The following is a 15990-nucleotide window of genomic DNA, read 5'->3' as shown; positions in this document are numbered from 1 at the left end:
GAGAAATGTCTGTAATTTCGTTATTGGCGCAGCATGCCGACCTGGCGGTGCATAACCTGCATGTCGCAGGCACCATGGTCTCGGACGCTGCCTGGCACGGCAAGCTCGGCGCCGAGCATGCCACCGATCACCTTGTTGTCCTGGCGCAGGCGACGACCGACAACGCGCCGGTCACCGCCGATCAGCTGAAGGAACAGCTGAAGAACGTGCAGCAGGAAGAGCAGCTCGGCTGGCTGACCGCGATCGGCAAGTATTTCATCGGCATCTTCCAGAAGGGCGGCGAAGTGTTCGCCGGCTTCGTCACCGGCATCATCCCGACGCTGGTGGTGCTGATGACCGCCTTCTACGCCGTCACCGAACTGGTCGGCGAAGAGCGCGTTCACGGCCTGGCGCGCGGCGCCGGCCGCATCGCGCTGACCCGTTATACGGTGCTGCCGGTCCTGTCGGTGTTCTTCCTCACCAACCCGATGGCTTACACCTTCGGTTCTTTCCTGGAAGAAAAGCACAAGCCCGCCTTCTACGACGCGGCCGTATCCTACGTGCATCCGCCGCTCGGCCTGTTCCCGCATATCAACCCCGGCGAATATTTCGTCTGGGGCGGCATGCTGGTCGCGCTGCTCGACCTCGAGAAGCGAGGCGTCATCGCCAATGGCTACCATGTCAAGGTGGCCATCTGGTACGCCCTCGTCGGCCTCGTCGTCATCCTGCTCAAGGGCATGCTGACCGAGCGCATCACGGCCATCATGGCACGCCGCCAGGGCGTCGAGCTCTAAGGGCGGGAGGACACCATGGCCAAGACATACAAGGCAGTAAAGATCTCGAAGGGGTCCACCGGCTGGGGCGGTCCGCTGGTCATCGAGCCGACCGAACAGCGCAGCAAGGTCGTGTCGGTAACCGGTGGCGGCATTCATCCGGTGGCGCAGCTTATCGCCGATATGACCGGCGCCGAGGCGGTCGACGGCTTCAAGGCGCCGCCGATCGAAAGCGAGATGGCGGTCGTCGTCGTCGACTGCGGCGGCACCGCGCGCTGCGGCGTCTATCCGCGCAAGCGTATCCCGACCGTCAATCTGACGCCGGTCGGCCAGGCGGGTCCGCTCGCCCAGTTCATCACGGAAGACATCTACGTTTCGGGCGTGAAGCCGGCCAATGTCACAATGGCGGACGGATCCGAAGCGGTCACCACTGCGGGGGGAGCAGCATCGATGAGTTCAAGCAACAACACTGCATCCAGGGCGGCCGAGCCGCTGCCGAGCGAGGGCGGGCTTATCGGCCTGATCAGCTCGATCGGCCGCGTCATGGGCCGCGTCGTCGGCATCTTCTTCAATTCCGGCCGCCGCACCATCGATCAGGTTATCCGCAACGTGCTGCCCTTCATGGCCTTCGTGACCATGCTGATCGGCCTGATCCTCTATACCGGCATCGGTGACGTGCTGGCGCAGCCGATGGGTCCGCTGGCCAACAACATCGTCGGCCTGCTGGTCATCTCGGCCATCTGCGGCCTGCCGTTCCTGTCGCCCATCCTGGGACCGGGCGCGGTCATCGCGCAGGTCATCGGCGTCGCCATCATCGGGCCGCAGATCGCCAACGGCACCATCTCGCCCGCGATGGCGCTGCCGGCGCTGTTTGCCTACAACACCCAGGTGGGCTGCGACTTCGTACCTGTCGGTCTGGCGCTCGGTGAGGCCAAGCCGAAGACGATCGAAATCGGCGTGCCGGCGGTGCTCATCAGCCGTCAGATCATGGGCCCGGTCTCCGTGCTGATCGCATGGGTCGTGTCCCTGATCGTGTTCTAAAACACTAGTAAAACGAGGTTCGCCATATGTCGGTTCTTCTCAAGACACGGGTCACGGCAATTGGACCCGAAGTGGCGGACCTCGCCGAGGGCGGCGTGGTCATCCTGTTCGCGGATGGCTCGCCTCCCGAACTGGCCGAGGTCTCCGTGCTGCACAAGACGGAGGAAGGTCCGAGCGACGATGCGCCGGCGACAGGCGCCTCGATCACGCTCGGATCGGTCTCGGCGACGATAACGGCGGTCGGCTCCACCGCGTGGAGCAAGGTTCGCGAGATGGGCCACGTCGTCATCTCCTTCAACGGAGCGACCGAGACCGAAAGGCCTGGCGAAGTCTGCGCATCCGAGGTCGACACCGGAGCGCTCGTGGCCGCCCTGACACCGGGCGCTGTCATCACCATCGCCGCCTGATAATATCCGCGCTGTCTGTCGACGGCGCCCAAACTTAGAGTATTGCCATGGAACGCTCGACCATCGTCAGAGTGCACGAAGGTTTGCACGCCCGTCCCGCCACGCGGTTCGTGAAACTCGCCAAGGGTTTCGAATCCGACGTCGAGCTGGTCAAGGATGGCAAGGCGGTCAGCGCCAAGAGCTCGGTCAAGCTGATGCTGCTGGCGGTCAAGGAAAACCAGGAAGTCACCGTGCGCGCCAACGGCGCCGACGCGATCGAGGCTATCGAGGCGCTGATAGGCTATCTGGAGAACCCGCGCGCCGGCCTCGACGACGAGGGCGAGGCTGCCGAGGGAGGCTCCGAAGCCACAGCCGTCGTGTCCGTCCCGCAGGCTACGCCGCAGACCGCCGCGTCGCCGGATGGAGCACCGAAACTCCAGGGTGTCGCCGCCAGCGAGGGCGTGGCCATCGGGCCGGCCTTTGCCCATTTCCCGCCCGAGATCGAAGGGCCTGGCCGGCGCCTGCAGGCCGATGAGATCGACAGTGAGCTCGAGCGCTTCCGCGGCGCTGTCGCCAGCGTCCAGGCGCGCATGGACCGCACGCTCGCCGAGAACAACCTCTCCGCCGGCGACCGTGGCATCGTCGCGGCGCTGCGCGACATCGCCGCCGACGACAGCCTGACCGGCGAGGTCGAAAGGCTGATCCGTGGCGGTGACGACGCGGTCTCGGCGGTCATTGCGGCCGCGGCCACCATCGCCGCCGATTTCAGCGCGGTCGACGACCATTATCTCAACGCCCGGGCCGACGACGTCCATGCCGTTGGCCGGCAGATATGCCTGGTTCTGCTCGGCCAGGACGAAGTCAGCCTGGAGACGATACCGCAGGGCGCGATCCTCATTGCCGACGACATCGGCGCCTGGGATCTGGCGCGCGCGCCGCTGAAGCGCATCGGCGGCGTGATCTGCGGCCATGGCGGAGCCACCTCGCACATCGCCATCATCGCCCGCTCGCACGGCATTCCGGCCGTGTTGGGTCTGGGGGATAAGATCAACGAGTTGCGTGCGGCCAAGGAGGTCGCCATCGACGGCAATGCGGGGCACGTTCTCGTCGACCCCGACGAGGCCACGCGTACTGATTTCAACAGGCGCATCGAGGCGGCGGCGCAGGAGCGCGCGGGCCTCAAGGTGTTCAAGGGCGTGACCCCGAAGCGCGCCGACGGCACCGTGATCGAGGTCGCGGCCAATATCGGCTCGCTGGAGGAGATCGAGGCGGCGCAGGAAGCCGGCGCCATGGGCGTCGGGCTGTTCCGCACCGAGCTGCTCTTCATGCGCCACATGCATCTGCCGTCGGAGGACATGCAGGCCGAGACCTACAGCGCGCTGGCCAAGGCCTTTGCGCCGCACTCGGTCATCGTGCGCACGCTCGACATCGGCGGCGACAAGCCGATCGCCGGCATCGAATTTCCCGACGAGGAAAATCCCTTCCTCGGCTGGCGCGGCATTCGCATGTGCCTGGACCGGCCCGACATCTTCAAGCGCCAGCTGAGGGCGCTGCTGCGTGCCGCCGTCCACGGCAACATCAAGGTGATGCTGCCGATGGTTTCGGAGATTGCCGAGGTGACGCGCACCCGCGCGCTGGTCGAGGAATGCGCGGCGGAATTGAAGGCCGAGGGCGTGGCGCATGCAAGCTTCGACCTCGGCGTGATGATCGAGACGCCCGCCGCCGTGCTGATCGCGCCGGCGCTGGCAAGGGAAGTGGCGTTCTTCTCGATCGGCACCAACGACCTCACCCAATACATCATGGCCGCCGACCGCCTCAATCCGACGGTCGCCAAGCTCAACGACGTCACCAATCCGGCGGTGATGTCGGCGATCGAGCTGACGGCCAGGGCGGGTGTCGCCGCCGGCATCATGGTGGGCATGTGCGGCGAGGCCGCCGGTCGTCCGGACCTGATCCCGACCTTCATCGGGATGGGCCTGACCGAACTCAGCATGAGCCCGGCCTCGATCCAGCGCGCCAAGAAGACGATCGCGGCCATGGCGGCCGGGCGGTAGCGGATCCCTCGCGGCGGTTACGTCAGATGCGCGAGCAGCATGGCGAGAACCGGTGTCAGTTCCTGGACGGCATTGGCCTGGGCGCAGGCCTGCCGGATGCGATCCTCCCGCACTTCGGCCGCCAGCACCGCGATCTCGAGAATGTCGGGCTCGGGCGTGCCGTCGGCCTTGGTCGCCAGTCCGCAGGCAAGCACCACCGGCGCAAGGCATCTGATGTCGAGAGACCGGTCGCCGGCGATCGCCGGGCCGGTCCCGACCTCCCCAGGCTGAACAGGCCGGTGGTTGAGGCATTCGACGAGGAGAGCCGCGCAGGCCGCCGCGACCTCATCCGTGGATGCCGCGTCGCCCGTCGCGGCAGCCAGAAGATCGGCGTGGCGCTTGCGCATCGCTGCGTGCACGGCGGAAAAGCTCGCCTCGTGAACGCGCGGATTGTCGATGCCGTAGCCGGCGAGAACCGCGCGGGTCAGATAATACATGTCACGCCTGAACTGGCGCTCGCCGCCGATCTGCCGGTCTTCATTGCCTTCCGGGAAATAGCTCCGCAGGCTTTTGACGGTTGTGCCGTCGACCTTGAGCGGCCGGGAGTGCGGAACGAAGGATTCGGCGATCGTCAGCGCCTCGTCGACGGCGCTCGCGGCATGGCCAAGCAGGCTGCGGCCCGGGAAGGGCGGCAAATTGCCGGCGATATCGTGCGACGCTTCGCCGGCGCTGTCGTGGCGGTTCTGGCGGATCGCGTCGCGCAGTTCCCGAAGCCGGTCCTTCAGGTTGGCGCGGACGTCTTCGGAAATTTGTCGCAGCATCGCCAATTGCCTCGAAACGCTGAAGCCGGTCACGGCTTGGGGCGCCAGTCGCCCTCTCTAGATTGTTCGTCTCGATTGGTAGATCAATAGGCGATATTTAACCAGCATGCAGAATCGGCGAGGCAGCATCATCGCCGGGGTTGGAGGGGAAATTGGGCAGGCGGCGGCAGGGCGAATCCGAAAACGGCAGGGCGGCGGCTGAGGCATCCGAGCAGGTCGTTAGCGAAAGCCGGACCGACCGCCTCAGGATCCGCGCTGCCTGGATGTATTTCGTCGAGCAGATGACGCAAAACGAAATTGCCGACGTGCTCGGCGTCGGCCGCGTCACCATCGTGCGCATGCTGGCGGAGGCGAGGGCGCGCAACGAGGTGAAGATCACCATCGAGAGCGAGCTTTTGGAGATCGTGCGGCTGGAGCGGGCGCTGGAGAAGACCTTTGGGCTGCAGCAAGCGCTGGTCGCGCCGCTCACAGATCCCAACGCCGATCCAATCCCAGCAATCGCCGCCAAGACCGGCATGTTCCTGTCGGACGCGATGAAATCCGGCATGCGGGTCGGTGTCGGCTGGGGCGTGACGCTATTCCATACCTTGCCCTTCATCAGCGCCAAATCGCTGACCGATTTCAGCGTGATTTCGCTGCTTGGCGGCGTCGGCGTCGCGCGCCGGGTCAACCCGGCCGAGTTCGCCTGGCGCTTTGCACAGATCTTCCAGGGCGACGGCTATCTGATGCCGACGCCGGCCGTCGTCGACAGCGTCGAGACCAAGATCGCGCTGGTCGAGCGTTGCGGCCTGCAGGAGATCTTTGAGATGGCCGATGCGCTCGATGCCGTTCTGCTGAGCGTCGGCGGCATCGCTTCGGCCACCACCTTCTCGCGCGGCGGCTTTCTCAAGGAAGCGGACCGCGAGGCCCTGCTGGCGCGCGGCGCCGTCGGCGACCTTCTGTTCCATTTCTACGACCGCAACGGCGATTTGGTCGACCATCCCGTCAACAGCCATGTGATGTCGGTGGATGTCGACCGCCTGCGCAAGGCGCCGATCCGCATCCTCACCTCTGGCGGCGAGGAGAAGACCGATGCGTTGCTCGGCGCCATGAACCTGATTGCGCCGACCATCCTGATCACCGACGAGGAAAGCGCGCGCCGCATGCTCGCGGCGCATGGGGTTTGAATCATGCGACGGAAGGGCCCGCCCGCTGCGGAATTGAGGAGCGTAGGAGCTTGCGGGCAGGTTCCTCCACCAGAATGAAGACGACGACCGAGATGATGATCAGCAAAGGCTGATACAAAAGACTTCCGACCCAATCCCATTCTCCGGTGAATATCACCGGAATCCACTTCCGAACCGGAATTTGCAGGATGTAGAGGGCATAGCTTGCATTGCCCAGCAGCACGAGCGGCTTGTACGACAGTGCGAGTCGGGTCTTGCCGTCATTCACGGCGCATGTCGCAATCAGGGCAACAAAGCCGATCACCGCGAACCCTCCTGTCACCGTGTATGTCGAGACAAGCGTGGTTACCGTGAACGCCATGGCCACAAAGGCGGCCAGGTCGCTGCGGAAGCGATGGAAAGCACCGGCGCCGAATAGCAGGGCGCAGACGATGCCGGTCATGAATTCGGGCAGCCTCAGCAGCGGGAGAGGCACCAGCCCCATCCAGTCGAACGCAAGGTAGCCGGTCGGTCCGAGACTCGGCAGACACATAACCATGAAAATCAGCACTGCGATTGCCAGGCTGATCCACAGGGCTCCAGTTGTAAGCCTCGAAAGGACGGGAAGCAGCAACGGGAACATGAGATAGAAAAAGAACTCGATCGAAAGCGTCCAACTCGGAGAATTCCAGAAGAATCCGAGCATTGACGTCGGTGCGCCCCAGGCTTGAATAAGACCAAGTGTCGCCAGTGACGCAAGCGGGAGATCGAAAGGCAGGCTTGACAGCGGCAAAGCCACGACAAGAGCAAGGACATAAACCGGATAAATTCTGGCAAATCTCGCTACGGCAAATCGTCGGACGTCGTCCCAATCGGACATCTTGTCGACGTAGGAATGGGTGAGGATGAACCCGGAAAGCAGAAAGAAGAACGAGACGCCGAGATAGCCATTCTGCACGAAACTAGCGACGAGGTGTGGCGCTCCGTCGATGTTTGCCGAATGATAGGCAAGCACATAGAGAGCGGCGAAAAACCGCAAGCTGGTCAGCTGCGCCAGGTTCGATCCGGCTGAAGAAGGCTTCGGTTTCATGCAGAATGCCGCGGCTGTGAGCGTGAAGCGGTGCTCGGAACTCTCGATGCTGCCCGGAAGATTCTATACGCCGAGCCGCATTAACAAACCTGTTAACACTCTATGCCGGTGGCAGCGCTCGGCGCGCTCGGCGCGCTCGTCCGAGCAGGACCGGCAACCAAAGCCACGGTCGCGTGATGGATACGCCCGGCTTCCGCCGAAGTCGCAGGAACTGCTCTAAATCAAGCGGGGGCTGCTCTTGTCAGTAAGCGGTTGCGTGAAGAGCGGAAGGCTTGGGCTTCAGCCTAAGAACTTGGGGGAAGTCCTTTGTTTCAAATGGTCGGAGTGGCCGGATTCGAACCGACGACCCCTTGACCCCCAGTCAAGTGCGCTACCGGGCTGCGCTACACTCCGGACCGGGAGGCGATGTATCGTGATAAGGCGGTGCGGGTCAACCGAATTCGAAGCCTATCGCGCAGCTGAAATTGCAAGGAGGGGTTCAGGTCGCGCCAGCCGCAATTCCCGCTGGTGCCGGTACTCTAGCGCGATCGCGCCCCAGATCAATCCGAGCAACAGGTAGAGATGGCGCCAGTGGTCGATGTCGATGAAGGTGCCGAGCCCGATATTGCCGAGATAGGCGACATAGGCGCAAAGCAGATAGGGCTGCCACGGCCGGTCGCGCAAAAGGATGCGGAAGCCGGCCCCGATCGTCCATAGCGTGAGCGTCAGGAACGAGACGAAGCCGAGCCAGCCGTAATCCATCAGCGCCTTCAGCCAGATGTCGTGCGTGTCCTCGCCATAGATCGTGCCGAAGACCAGCGGACCGATGCCGAACGGGTGCTCCATCGCCAGCTGGAAGCCGATCGAATAGCGGGCGAAGCGGCCAAGCCGCGCTGAGTCATAGCTCTGCTCCAGCTGCGCGCGTTGGGTGAACATGTCAGACACGCCGGGCAACTGCAGGATGACGATGAAAGCGATGACCAGCAGCGCCACGGCCGCGATCGTCATCACCACGACCCGCAGCCGGAACCTGCCGCTGGCGCTCTGCAGAAAGAGGCACGCGGTGAGCAGCACCGCCGACACGGCGAACATGCCCCAGGCGCCGCGCGAGAAGGAGAAGAAGATGCCGGCGGTGACGATGAGCAGCGGCACCGCCAGAAGCGGCATGCGCGACACCGGGCCGGTCAGGAGCAGATAGAGCAGATAGGTGCCGGGCAGCACCAGGAACGGCCCGAACACGTTCGGATCCTGGAAGGCGCCGGCCGCTCGGTCGTATTTGGTGAACATCTCCGCTCCGGGGAAGGCATGGAAATAGCCGGCGATGCCAAGCAGCGACGTCGCCACCGCCGAGACGACATAGGCGACGAAGATAAGCCGGTAGAGGTTGGCCTGGACCGAGGTCACCGAGGCGAAGAACACCGCGCTGAATGCCAAAAACAGCGAGACGGCGAGATAGAGCGGCGTGTTGGCGAGGTCCGCCATCTGCGTCATGGCGATCATGCCGCCGATGTTCATCGCCACCAGCAGCACCAGCAACGGAGCGATCGCGCGCGAGATTCGAAGGCCGAACAGCGCCCAGACCGCGATCAGCCCGGCCATGTAGATTTCATAGGGCGCCGGCTCGCTGATGACGAAGCCGGAGAGCAGGATGCCGACGCCGATCGCTGCCGACGCGATCAGCGAAATCAGCTTGGCGTTGACCGCCGACGCCGGCAATTTGTTGACAGCCTGCGGCTGCAACGGATGGGCGATTGCGCTCAATAGGCGTTTTCCGTGTTGAGCAGGCGGATCGGCGTCAGGAACAGGATGCGCAGATCGAACAGCATCGACCAGTTCTCGATGTAATAGAGGTCGTATTCGGTGCGCATGCGGATCTTTTCGTTGGTGTCCATCTCGCCGCGCCAGCCATTGATCTGCGCCCAGCCGGTGACGCCGGGCTTGACCTTGTGGCGGGCGAAGTAGCCGTCGACCACCTCGTTATAGAGAAGGTTGTGCGACTGCGCGGCGATGGCATGCGGGCGCGGCCCGACCAGCGACAGCGAGCCGAACAGCGAGTTGAAGAACTGCGGCAGCTCGTCGATCGAGGTCTTGCGGATGAAGCGGCCGACACGGGTAACGCGCGGGTCGTTCTTGGTCACCGTCTGCTTGGCGGTCGGGTCGGACCGGTCGGTGTACATCGAGCGGAACTTGTAGACCTCGATGACCTCGTTGTTGAAGCCGTGCCGCTTCTGTTTGAACAGCACGGGGCCCTTGCTGTCGAGCTTGATGGCGACCGCGGTGGCAAGCATCGCCGGCGAGAAGACGATGATCCCGATGAGTGAAAAGACGATGTCGAAGGCGCGCTTGGCGACCGAATCCCAGTCGTTGATCGGCTTGTCGAAGATGTCGAGCATCGGCACCGAGCCGATATAGGAATAGGCGCGTGGCCGGAACTGCAGCGCGTTCGAATGCGCCGAGAGCCGGATGTCGACCGGCAGCACCCAGAGTTTCTTCAGAAGCTGCAAGACGCGCGATTCGGCGGTCAGCGGCAGCGACACGATCAGCATGTCGATGCGCGCGATGCGGGCGAATTCGATGAGCTCGGAGATGGTGCCGAGCTTCGGATAGCCGGCGACGATCGGCGGCGAACGCTTATCATTGCGGTCGTCGAAGATGCCGCAGATGCGGATGTCGTTGTAGGGCTGCTTCTCGACCGAGCGGATCAGCTGCTCGGCCGCCTTGCCGCCGCCGACGATGAGCGCGCGGCGCTCCATGCGGCCGTCGCGCGCCCAGCGCCGGATGAGGCTGGACATCACGAGTCTCAGGCCGAAGATCAGCATGAAGCCGACCACGAACCAGATGCCGAACAGCAGGCGCGAATAGTCTTCCGACGCCTTGATGGCGAACGCGGTGAGCGCCATCAGCGCGAAGCTGCCGGCCCAGACCAGCAGCACGCGGCCGAAATTGGCCAGCGGGCGCATCAAAGCCACGATCTGGTAGCAGTCGGTCACGTCGAGCAGTACCACGGCCAGGAATGACGTCGCCGCGATCGCCAGCGGATATTGCCAGGCCAGATAGCTGAAGAAGCCGACATAGTAGAAATAGACGCAGAGCCCAGACAGGAACAGCATCGCGAACTCGACCATGCGCAGCACGCCGCTGACCATGATCGGCGACATGGTATCGCGCCGGTATTGTGAGGCGACCTGGCGCGCCACATCGTTGATGCCGCCCGGCTTTTCGCCCCCGGCGGGAGTGTCGTAGTTGCGCACCGCATCCATGGAAAAGCGGTGCGCGGGGTCGATCTCATTCATGGGAACTGTCCGCGAGCTTCGCGCAACTGCATAGCAAAAGAGAGCTAAGAAAGCCTTGAAACAACCGGTGGTTTTGGAGTTGTTGCGGCTCGCGGCCTATTTGTGCAGTGCCGCGAAATAGGCCTTCTCGATATCGGCGGCCATGACGTCGGCGCCGAATCGGGCCTTCAGCTCATCGGCTTGCGGCATCAGTTTTCGATAACCGTCGAAGTCGCTGAGCGCCGTCCCCATTTTGGCGGCGAGCTTGGATGCGTCGGGCCGGATCAGGGCAGGGGAGTTTTCGCCGAAGATTTCCGGAATGCCGCCGACCGCGGTCGCGATCATCGGCATGCCGGCGGCCAAGGCCTCGAGCACGATATAGGGCATCGCCTCCGCGCGGGACGGCACGACGATCAAATCGGCCAGCGCGAAAGCGTCCTTCGCCGGCATCGGCGGCAGGAAACGGACATGGCTCTCCAGGCCGAGCCGCTCGACCCGCGCGTGGTAGCGCGGCAGGTCGTCGCCGTCGCCGACCATAACTGCGCTTAGGGGGCGTCCGACCTCGTTGCCGGCCAAGGCCAGCGCATCGATGAAGATATCCGGACCCTTCAGGTCGCGCATCATCCCGATGTACAGGAAATCGGCGGCATCCGCCGCCGTCGTCACCGGTTCGAATTCGGCGGCGCGCAGGCCGTTATAGACGAGCCGGTTGGGTATCGGCGGCTCGCCGACCTTGCGGCGATAGGTTTTCCGCTCGTAGTCGGAAACGAACAGCAGGCAGTCGGTGAAGCGCGCCATGAAGCGCTCCAGGCCGAAGAACAGCTTTCCCGTCGCCGTCGTTTCGTCATAGTGGAGGGAGCCGCCATGCGGCGAATAGAGGCGGGCAACGCGAAACCTTGATACCCGCAACAGTGAGCCGAACAGCCGGGCATAGGCGCCCCCCTTGGCGCCATGCCCGTGCAGCACGTCCGGCCGCAATTCCTGGATGATTCGATAGGTGCGCCAGGCCGAGGCGAGGTCGCCCGGCCCGACATGGCGCTGCATCGGCGTGCGATGGATGCCGAGCGCGAGGCTGTCCTTCATAGCCTCGAACAAGCGTTCCTCATAGTCGCCGCCGGTGGTCGAGTCGCAGACGATTCCCACCGCATGGCCGGCGGCGACCTGCGCCTCGGTCAGGTCGCGCACGTGCCGGAAGATTCCTCCGACAGGTGAGCGAAAGCAGTGGACGATCCTGAGATTCACCGCCACGACGGGTTTTTCAGAACAGGCGTTCGCGGACGTAGACGGTGTCGCCGGGCAGGAGCGGATCGGATGTCAGAACCCGTCCGGTCATCACCTTGCCGTTGATGTCGCGGGTGATGTCGACGCTCCCCTGATTGGCGCGCGGCGTGAAGCCGCCGGCGATGGCGACCGCCTTTTGCACGGTGAGTCCCGGCACGTAGGAATACTGGCCGGCGGCACCCACTTCGCCCATGACGAAGATCGGCCGGTAGCGGTCGATTTCGACCGAAACGTCGGGATCGCGCAAATAGCCTTGGCGCAGCTTGTCGGCGATCGCCTTTTCCAACTGCTGCGCGGTGTGGCCGCGCGCCGGCACCGCGCCGACCAACGGGAAGGAGAGGTAGCCGGACTGGTCGACGCTGTAGGTGTTGGTCAACCCATCCTGCTCGAACACCGTGACACGGACGCGGTCGCCGGCGCCGAGTCGGTAGGGCTGATCGAGCACTTCATGGAAGGCGGCGGGTGTCGGGCGGTAGCTCGAACAGCCGGTCAGCAGCGACAGGGCAAGCAAAGCGCGAAAGAGGGAAGCAGTGCTTTTCATGACCGGCCAGGAACCTTCATCGCTCTTGCCGCAAGTCGCGGCCAACCCCGGGAAAGTGCGACCGTTATCATCCTGTTAGGGTTAATGGGTGGTAAAGGAGATCGGTCCAGGGGAGCGGAGATCGGCAAAAAGCCCAATCGTTCTATTGCTTTCGCGCAATCTTCTTTGAGTGCTCTCTAATAAGCTCTCGTTCTGATCTTAACGGGTGAGTTACCATAGTTGTTTACGGTCCGTCCTCGACTCAAAGTTCGGAGCAGGATGCATGTCCGTTCAGTCCGCGGCCGCAGACGTCGATGTCGATCTGAGGCAGCTCTTCGCCAGCCTGGCGAGGAACTGGCTGCGCATTCTCTTTGTGACGCTTCTGGCCACCGGGCTGGCCTTCGCTTTCGCCTGGCTCGCGACTCCCTACTATAAGGCGACAGCCAAGCTGGAAATCGGCTCGCGCGAATCGGAATACACCCGGCCGCCCGGCACCAACGACGACGAAAAGCCGATGCTCGACGAACAGGGCGTTGCGACCCAGGTCCAGATCATTTCCTCGCCCGACATCCTCAAGCAGGTGGCGACCAAGCTCAATCTGGACAAGTTGCCGGAGTTCGACGAAACGCTGAAGATGTCGACGCTCGGGCGCATGCTCGTGCTCGTCGGCTTGAAAAGCGATCCCTTCGATATCCCGCCGGAAGAACGCGTGCTGAGTGCCATGCACGACAAGCTCAATGTCTACGCCGTTGAAAAGACGCGTGCGATCGCGATCGAGTTCGCTTCGAAGGATCCCAAGCTCGCCGCCGACATCGCGAACGGCATCGCCAACGCCTATATCGCTTCGAAGGGCGACGCCAAGCTCGAATCGAACGCCGCCGCCACCGACTTCCTGGCGCCGGAAATCGCCGACCTGCAGAATCGCGTCAAGGACGCCGAGGCCAAGGTCGCGGCCTTCCGTGCGCAGTCCGACCTCTTGATGGGCGGCAACAATGCGGTGCTTCCGACGCAGCAGCTCTCTGAACTGTCGAGCGAATTGTCGCGCGTGCGCGCCAGCCGAGCCGCCGCCGAGGCGAGCGCCGAGAGCGTGCGCCGGGCGCTGCAGAATGGCGGTTCGCTGGACAGCGTGCCGGAAGTCCTGTCCTCAGATCTGATCCAGCGCCTGCGCGAGCGCCAGGTGGAGCTCAGGGCCAACATCGCCGATCTTTCCACGACCCTGCTCGACAACCATCCGCGCATCCGGGCGCTGAAATCGCAGCTGGCAGATCTCGACGGTCAGATTCGCAATGAGGCGCAAAAGATCATCCGCGGCCTGTCGGCCCAGGCCCAGACGGCCAAGGCCCGCGAGGATCAGCTAATCGCGGACGTCAACACGCTGAAGGCCGCCTCGGCGCGGGCCGGCGAGCAGCAGGTGCAGCTGGACGCCTTGCAGCGCGACGCGAATGTTCAGCGCCAACAGCTTGAATCCTATATGGCAAGTTACAATGCGGTGGCTTCGCGCAAGGATCGCAGATACTCGCCTGTCGCGGCGAGCCTGATCGCGCAGGCCCAGGTGCCGTCCCAGCCCTATTTCCCGAAGATCGGGCCGATCACCGGCGCCGCCGCCGCCGCTTCGCTGCTGCTGATGGCGATCGGCACGCTGCTTGGCGAGCTGTTCTCGGGCCGCGCCATGCGTCCGGCCGCCGGCGCCCGCTTTGCCGATATCGAGCAGGTGGCGATGCCCGCGGCCAGGGTGGAACCGATGGTCGCTGAAGCACATGGCGAAGGTCGGGCCTTTGCGCCTTACGAGGAAGCTGCGGCGGGGCATTCGATTGCGGAATCGGAACTCCCGAGGCCGGCCGAGCGCGATCTGGCAGAGGTTCGCGCTGCGGCTGTCAAGCAGGCCGAGCCCAGCGAATCGGCCCCGGAGCCAACGCAATCCAGGCTGGGCGAGATCGATGTCGACACGGCCGCGGAGAAGCTGATTGCTTCCGGCGCCGCACGCGCGATCTTCGTGTCGCCGGAAGGCGATGAAGCGGCCGCGTCCGCCGTGCTGGTGGCGCGCGAGGTATCGGATGCCGGCCTGCGTGTGCTGCTGCTCGATCTCACCGCATCGGGCGCGGCGTCGCGGCCGATGCTGGATTCGAGCCTCTTCCCCGGCATCACCAATCTGCTCGCTTCCGAAGCGCAGTTCAGCGACGTCATCCACCCCGATCTCTATTCGGATGCGCATGTCATTCCGGTCGGCACCGCCGACCCTGTCCGCGCCATGCGCGCCGCCGACCGGCTGCCGATCATCATGCAGTCGCTCACCACTGCCTATGATCTCGTCGTGGTCGAATGCGGCCCGGCCGACGCGCAGGGCATCGGCCGCCTGGTCGGCGACGGCACCGAAGTCTTCCTGTCGATGCTGGAGGCCGACGACCAGGTGACACAGGCTGCGGTCAAGCTGATCGAGAACGGCTATCCCAACCTGACGCTGGTCACGCCGGTCGGCCACGAACCGGGAGATCCATTGTCCGGACGCCGGTCGGCTGCATAAGGCTGGCTGTCGTGCGCTGCCGCGGCGCTTGATAAGGATAACCGCGAGGTACTGGAGGCCGAGACCGCAGCGAATCGAGCCCGGCTCAGTCGGGGGCATGACAGTCCTTAGGTGCAAGACCGAGCCGGGGCATTTCTCGGCGGCCCCCGCACTTTACATCGGCGACATAGCACCTAGTTTTGATGTTTCGCGCTGCGCACTTTGGTGCGTGGATGATCAAGAGCGGACCGTGAACCCTAGGCCGGTCCCTCGAAACTCCCAAAGGATAGCTGTTATGACACAGGCCAAGAATGGCGACACTGTACGTATCAACTACACTGGGCGTCTGGTCGACGGCACCCAATTCGATTCTTCCGGCAGTGAACCGTTGCAGTTTACACTGGGCGAAGGACAGGTAATTCCTGGTCTCGAAACGCATGTCGAAGGCATGGAGGTCGGCACGAAAAGCACCGTCACCGTTCCCGCTGACGCCGCTTATGGCCCCCATCGCCCCGAAGCGGTCGTAGTCATCGACCGCGCCAGCGTGCCGGAAAACATCAACGTCGATATTGGCACCCGATTGCAGGCCCGCACCCGCGAGGGACGTCCCATGCAAGTAACGGTCATCGGCGCGGACGACGCCAGCGTCAAGCTCGACGGCAATCATCCGTTGGCCGGAAAGGACCTGGTGTTCGACGTTGAATTGGTCGAGATCGTTCAGGCGGCGTAGTTAGAACTGAACGACTGCCCCAGGATCGCGGTCAAGAGCGCTACGAGAAAGTTATTTCCGCGTGACCCTCCAAGGGAGAGGCAGAGGAATCGCGATTGTCACGGTGCGCGATCGGTCAGGGCGTTGGCCCCTTCCTGCCCGGCGCAATGCGCGCAGCAATAGATGATATCGCCCTGCTCGACGCCATGTCCCATGATCCGCACCCTGCAATGCGGGCAGATCGGCGCAAGCTTCTGGATCGCGCACTCGAAGCTGTCAAACGTGTAGGTTTGCCCGCTCAAGCTCACTAGGAATGCCTTGTCATAGTCGTTGCCGCACTGGTCGCACTTAGCCATGGCCGTTCTCCTTCTGGGTGCGAAAACCTCTCGGCACTCGATAGGTTCCGTCGAGTCCCTCAGGGTCTCGGCCCGCTTGCCGCATCGCCCCGGAACGCGACGGCG

General features: G+C 63.8%; 14 protein-coding genes and 1 tRNA gene. 7 read left to right on the top strand and 8 right to left on the bottom strand.

Features of this window, described 5'->3' with window-relative positions; genetic code table 11:
• Window positions 1-5 precede the first annotated feature (5 nt).
• The 4 genes from FJW10_RS12070 to ptsP are packed head-to-tail and all read left to right on the top strand — an operon-like array spanning window position 6 to window position 4233.
• Window positions 6-773: a PTS glucitol/sorbitol transporter subunit IIC gene (locus FJW10_RS12070; protein ID WP_140900268.1), complete on the top strand. Its 768-nt coding sequence runs from the start codon at window positions 6-8 to the stop codon at window positions 771-773.
• A gap of 15 nt (window positions 774-788) precedes the next feature.
• A complete protein-coding gene (locus tag FJW10_RS12065; RefSeq protein WP_140641477.1) occupies window positions 789-1793 on the top strand; it encodes a PTS glucitol/sorbitol transporter subunit IIB in 1005 nt (334 codons plus the stop codon).
• Window positions 1794-1819: 26 nt separating this feature from the next.
• Window positions 1820-2200, top strand: a complete 381-nt coding sequence (locus FJW10_RS12060; protein ID WP_140900267.1) for a PTS glucitol/sorbitol transporter subunit IIA — start codon at window positions 1820-1822, stop codon at window positions 2198-2200.
• A gap of 47 nt (window positions 2201-2247) precedes the next feature.
• Window positions 2248-4233, top strand: coding sequence for a phosphoenolpyruvate--protein phosphotransferase (ptsP, locus tag FJW10_RS12055; RefSeq protein ID WP_140900266.1), 1986 nt, complete (start codon window positions 2248-2250; stop codon window positions 4231-4233).
• A 17-nt stretch (window positions 4234-4250) separates the two neighbouring features.
• Here the strand turns inward: ptsP and FJW10_RS12050 are convergent, their stop codons facing one another.
• A complete protein-coding gene (locus FJW10_RS12050) occupies window positions 4251-5033 on the bottom strand; it encodes a hypothetical protein (RefSeq protein ID WP_140900265.1) in 783 nt (260 codons plus the stop codon).
• 152 nt (window positions 5034-5185) lie between these two features.
• Here FJW10_RS12050 and FJW10_RS12045 point away from each other — a divergent pair, with 152 nt between their 5' ends.
• Entirely contained in the window at window positions 5186-6199 is a 1014-nt protein-coding gene (locus FJW10_RS12045) for a sugar-binding transcriptional regulator (RefSeq protein WP_140900264.1), read from the top strand.
• 1 nt (window position 6200) lies between these two features.
• On the opposite strand, the gene FJW10_RS12040 is transcribed toward FJW10_RS12045, so the two are convergent.
• The 6 genes from FJW10_RS12040 to FJW10_RS12015 all read right to left on the bottom strand — a co-directional run bounded on the left by FJW10_RS12040 (window position 6201) and on the right by FJW10_RS12015 (window position 12341).
• Window positions 6201-7268 carry an acyltransferase gene (locus FJW10_RS12040; protein WP_140900263.1) on the bottom strand — a complete coding sequence of 356 codons (1068 nt, stop codon included), beginning with the start codon at window positions 7266-7268 and terminating at the stop codon, window positions 6201-6203.
• Window positions 7269-7584: 316 nt separating this feature from the next.
• A tRNA-Pro gene (locus FJW10_RS12035) sits at window positions 7585-7661 on the bottom strand.
• Window positions 7662-7715: 54 nt separating this feature from the next.
• Window positions 7716-9008 (bottom strand): O-antigen ligase family protein, encoded by a 1293-nt coding sequence (locus tag FJW10_RS12030; RefSeq protein ID WP_140900262.1) that lies wholly within the window; start codon window positions 9006-9008, stop codon window positions 7716-7718.
• Window positions 9005-10540, bottom strand: a complete 1536-nt coding sequence (locus FJW10_RS12025) for an undecaprenyl-phosphate glucose phosphotransferase (RefSeq protein WP_140900261.1) — start codon at window positions 10538-10540, stop codon at window positions 9005-9007. Before FJW10_RS12025 ends, FJW10_RS12030 begins: the two co-directional genes overlap by 4 nt.
• A gap of 96 nt (window positions 10541-10636) precedes the next feature.
• Window positions 10637-11767: a glycosyltransferase gene (locus FJW10_RS12020; RefSeq protein ID WP_140835552.1), complete on the bottom strand. Its 1131-nt coding sequence runs from the start codon at window positions 11765-11767 to the stop codon at window positions 10637-10639.
• Window positions 11768-11777: 10 nt separating this feature from the next.
• Window positions 11778-12341: a polysaccharide biosynthesis/export family protein gene (locus FJW10_RS12015; RefSeq protein WP_140541319.1), complete on the bottom strand. Its 564-nt coding sequence runs from the start codon at window positions 12339-12341 to the stop codon at window positions 11778-11780.
• A 262-nt stretch (window positions 12342-12603) separates the two neighbouring features.
• On the opposite strand from FJW10_RS12015, the gene FJW10_RS12010 reads away from it, so the two are divergent.
• Window positions 12604-14841: an exopolysaccharide transport family protein gene (locus FJW10_RS12010; protein ID WP_140835553.1), complete on the top strand. Its 2238-nt coding sequence runs from the start codon at window positions 12604-12606 to the stop codon at window positions 14839-14841.
• 274 nt (window positions 14842-15115) lie between these two features.
• Complete coding sequence (locus tag FJW10_RS12005) at window positions 15116-15550, top strand: peptidylprolyl isomerase (RefSeq protein WP_140641495.1); 435 nt, start codon at window positions 15116-15118, stop codon at window positions 15548-15550.
• Window positions 15551-15648: 98 nt separating this feature from the next.
• On the opposite strand, the gene FJW10_RS12000 is transcribed toward FJW10_RS12005, so the two are convergent.
• Entirely contained in the window at window positions 15649-15885 is a 237-nt protein-coding gene (locus tag FJW10_RS12000; protein ID WP_140641497.1) for a hypothetical protein, read from the bottom strand.
• Window positions 15886-15990: the final 105 nt, after the last annotated feature.

Source organism: Mesorhizobium sp. B4-1-1 (assembly GCF_006439375.1).
In the GTDB taxonomy this organism is placed as follows: Bacteria; Pseudomonadota; Alphaproteobacteria; order Rhizobiales; family Rhizobiaceae; genus Mesorhizobium.
This window is presented reverse-complemented; position numbering and strand designations above follow the sequence as displayed.

What these genes read in the sequence shown, in the direction of transcription:
- ptsP (WP_140900266.1), top strand. Translation starts at nt 2,248, where the DNA reads ATGGAACGCTCGACCATCGTCAGAGTGCACGAAGGTTTGCACGCCCGT.
- FJW10_RS12010 (WP_140835553.1), top strand. Translation starts at nt 12,604, where the DNA reads ATGTCCGTTCAGTCCGCGGCCGCAGACGTCGATGTCGATCTGAGGCAG.
- FJW10_RS12065 (WP_140641477.1), top strand. Translation starts at nt 789, where the DNA reads ATGGCCAAGACATACAAGGCAGTAAAGATCTCGAAGGGGTCCACCGGC.
- FJW10_RS12060 (WP_140900267.1), top strand. Translation starts at nt 1,820, where the DNA reads ATGTCGGTTCTTCTCAAGACACGGGTCACGGCAATTGGACCCGAAGTG.
- FJW10_RS12025 (WP_140900261.1), bottom strand. Translation starts at nt 10,540, where the DNA reads ATGAATGAGATCGACCCCGCGCACCGCTTTTCCATGGATGCGGTGCGC.
- FJW10_RS12000 (WP_140641497.1), bottom strand. Translation starts at nt 15,885, where the DNA reads ATGGCTAAGTGCGACCAGTGCGGCAACGACTATGACAAGGCATTCCTA.
- FJW10_RS12015 (WP_140541319.1), bottom strand. Translation starts at nt 12,341, where the DNA reads ATGAAAAGCACTGCTTCCCTCTTTCGCGCTTTGCTTGCCCTGTCGCTG.
- FJW10_RS12040 (WP_140900263.1), bottom strand. Translation starts at nt 7,268, where the DNA reads ATGAAACCGAAGCCTTCTTCAGCCGGATCGAACCTGGCGCAGCTGACC.
- FJW10_RS12070 (WP_140900268.1), top strand. Translation starts at nt 6, where the DNA reads ATGTCTGTAATTTCGTTATTGGCGCAGCATGCCGACCTGGCGGTGCAT.
- FJW10_RS12005 (WP_140641495.1), top strand. Translation starts at nt 15,116, where the DNA reads ATGACACAGGCCAAGAATGGCGACACTGTACGTATCAACTACACTGGG.
- FJW10_RS12050 (WP_140900265.1), bottom strand. Translation starts at nt 5,033, where the DNA reads ATGCTGCGACAAATTTCCGAAGACGTCCGCGCCAACCTGAAGGACCGG.